At 41.3% G+C, this 3,224-nt stretch carries 1 protein-coding gene; it reads right to left on the bottom strand.

The genetic code is table 11. From position 1 onward, the window contains the following. Positions 1-129: 129 nt before the first annotated feature. On the bottom strand, positions 130-3,224 hold a 3,095-nt coding region (locus IEU71_RS09805), incomplete at its 5' end, for a mucin-binding protein (protein WP_198422704.1).

Genomic DNA, 3,224 nt, shown 5'->3' with positions numbered 1-3,224 from the left:
CTTCTTTAAGATATTTCACCTCCTTTAATTCAACCGTGATTTTAATTTCCACTTGACTTATTACCACATGTCTTTTCACTTTATTGTAACCGTTTTACTAAATAACAACGTTACGTTTTTTTTCATTTTTTAAAAAAATTTGTGATTTAATTTTTTTAACGTCAGCAAAAGTGAACAAACTAGCGTTATGCATACTGCAATTATAGAGCTTCCTGACTTTTTAGGCGTTGCAGAGGTTTGTGGTAGTTGCTTCTTAAAATTGTTTTGCTCAATTTCTGATTGAAGAGTTGGTTTTTCAAAAGCGTTTTTGACAATTTTTTTGTTGTTAATTTTAGTTTCTGTTTTGGTTAATTTAGCAGGCTCTGGTATATCAACTTTTGTCTTAATGTAAATCGGCTCAGGTACATCAACCGCTGTTTTCACATAAACTGGTTCTGGTACATCAACCGCCCAGCCATGCGCCTCGGGTACATCAACAGCTGTTTTCTCGTAAACTGGCTCTGGTACATCAACCGCCCAGCCGTGAGCTTCGGGTACATCAACGGCTGTCTTCTCATAAACTGGTTCTGGCACATCAACTGCCCAACCGTGAGCTTCGGGTACATCAACGGCTGTCTTCTCGTAAACTAGTTCTGGCACATCAACTGCCCAGCCGTGAGCTTCGGGTACGTCAACGGCTGTTTTCTCGTAAACTGGTTCTGGCACATCAACCGCCCAACCATGTGCCTCGGGTACATCAACCGCTGTTTTCACGTAAGCTGGTTCTGGCACATCAACCGCCCAGCCATGCGCCTCCGGTACGTCAACCGCTGTTTTCTCGTAAACTGGTTCTGGCACATCAACTGCCCAACCATGTGCCTCCGGTACGCCAACCGCTGTCTTCACGTAAACTGGCTCTGGCACATCAACTGCCCAGCCATGCGCCTCGGGTACGTCAACCGCCCAACCATGTGCCTCGGGTACATCAACAGCTGTCTTCTCGTAAACTGGCTCTGGTACATCAACCGCCCAACCGTGAGCCTCCGGTACGTCAACCGCTGTCTTCTCGTAAACTGGTTCTGGTACGTCAACTGCCCAACCATGTGCCTCCGGTACGTCAACCGCTGTCTTCACGTAAACTGGTTCTGGTACGTCAACTGCCCAACCATGTGCCTCGGGTACGTCAACAGCTGTTTTCACATAAACTGGTTCTGGTACATCAACCGCCCAACCGTGCGCTTCGGGTACATCAACGGCTGTTTTCACGTAGACTGGCTCTGGTACATCAACCGCCCAGCCGTGAGCTTCCGGTACATCAACGGCTGTTTTCACGTAGACTGGCTCTGGTACATCAACCGCCCAGCCGTGCGCCTCGGGTACGTCAACCGCTGTCTTAATTTGAACTTGAGCATAAACAATCTTCGTCTCAATGTTGCTGGCGTCTGCCTTAACATGATTATCCCTAATCGCGTCTGGTTCCGCTACCTTAACATAATAATCACTAATACTTGGTTCCCCATTGTTACCTAAGTCATCATTTTCGGTTTGCCAGTCACTATACTCAACCGCTGACACTTCACCGGCGTTATTCACATGGTAGGTGGCTGTTCGGGTATACGTCACTTGATAAGCCTTATCGGCTAATAACTGCTTGCCTTGTTCGTCTACATAGTGAATCGTCTTGGTAATGACCTTTTCCAAACTGGCCTTATCCGTCCCACTTGGTTGCTTAGGATCATTTGGTATCTTCGGATCAATGATCGTCCCAGGATTGCCTGGATTTTCTGGCTTGTTCACAATTGTCCAGCTACTTAATCCTGGTGTCTCTGGACGCTCATAAGGCGCATAAACGTATCGTACTAATGTAGAGGGTAATATAATGTCTTTAACATTAATATAAAAATTACCTCCGTGTTGCTTAGCCCATGCCAATCCTGGATCGTTTGGATCTGATGAATATCCAAAGTAATGGTTAATCTTTCCATAACTTTGGTCAACATACGGAATATCATTTGAGTTAAATTTACATTCACCTTCATCCGTTGTTTTTAGCCAATGAAATTGCCAATTGTTAAATTGCTCAATTGCTTCCTGCAAACTAGGAGTTGGATTATTAATATTAGCAATATAAGTTTTTACATTTCCATACTGATCTTGCATGACCTGAAATCCTGCGTAAGTGTAGGCCCCATGAGCATCTTTATATATATGTGAAGAGCTAATATTATGATTCAAAAAATCAGTAAAACCAGCATCCATCTCGTTTTTGGTATAATCTAAAATTTGAGATGATAGCGTACCAGCTTCATGACCAATTGTTTTAACAAAATAGTAACCTGGAAAGGATATTTCATTCCCGTTGATTTTTGAGCTTACCTGATACTTATCAACGGTCGTCATTCCTTCGCTAATCACAGGATTAACTAATTCCTGATATATAATATTCCCGTTTGCGTCACGCTTTCCAGTATCTACTGAAAAGTGAACTTCTTGTTTCACTTTTTTAGGAATTACCAAATTACCATGTAACGGTTGTGGTGTTGTAGGTCTGTCAGATGTATACATGTACAGAGTAAATTCTAGAACACCATTAGAATTAATTGCATAACTAAAAATGCTCTGGCTTCCAAAATTCAAACTTGTATCGGCTGTTTTGATATTATCAACGACATATAAATTTGCTATTCGTTTTGATGTGTCAATTTGTTCAAAAATTATTTTGGTTGCATTATCATTAATACCGACAAAAAGATTTGCAGTATTCTTTGTAGGAGTCGGCTGTAAAATGAACCCGTTATAAGATACTAAATCATTGAACACACGATATGAGTTTCCATTTTCATCTTGAATTCGTTTTGGACAACCTGCAACATCAGCTTCTGAAATCACTGCAATGGATTTTTTCTCTTGATCTGTGAATTCAGATTGTCCGTTCGACATATTGTTTGGAATAGACTGGTCAGTCGTATTATTTTTTTCACTTGCCAAATCAGTATTTTTGTTTAAAGCATCACCTGCATTAATCTTTTCAACTCGTGAAGAATTTTTTTGATCTTGTGAATGCTCATTACTTGATTTAGTTAATTTTTCATCACCATAATTTGTTTCCGGTTGAGAAGACGTTTTGCTACTCTGATCTTCACCATTATCAGTAGTAGCAGTGGTATGTTTATGGTAGATTGCAAGAATTAACCGAACACTGCAAACTGCTGAAAAACCTTTCGTGGTGATTGCCAGTTGAGTGT

Origin of the sequence: Leuconostoc falkenbergense (assembly GCF_014634805.1) — a bacterium.
Taxonomy (GTDB): Bacteria; Bacillota; Bacilli; order Lactobacillales; family Lactobacillaceae; genus Leuconostoc; species Leuconostoc falkenbergense.
Note: the sequence above shows the minus strand (reverse complement) of the source record. Positions and strands in the feature narration are given on the sequence as shown.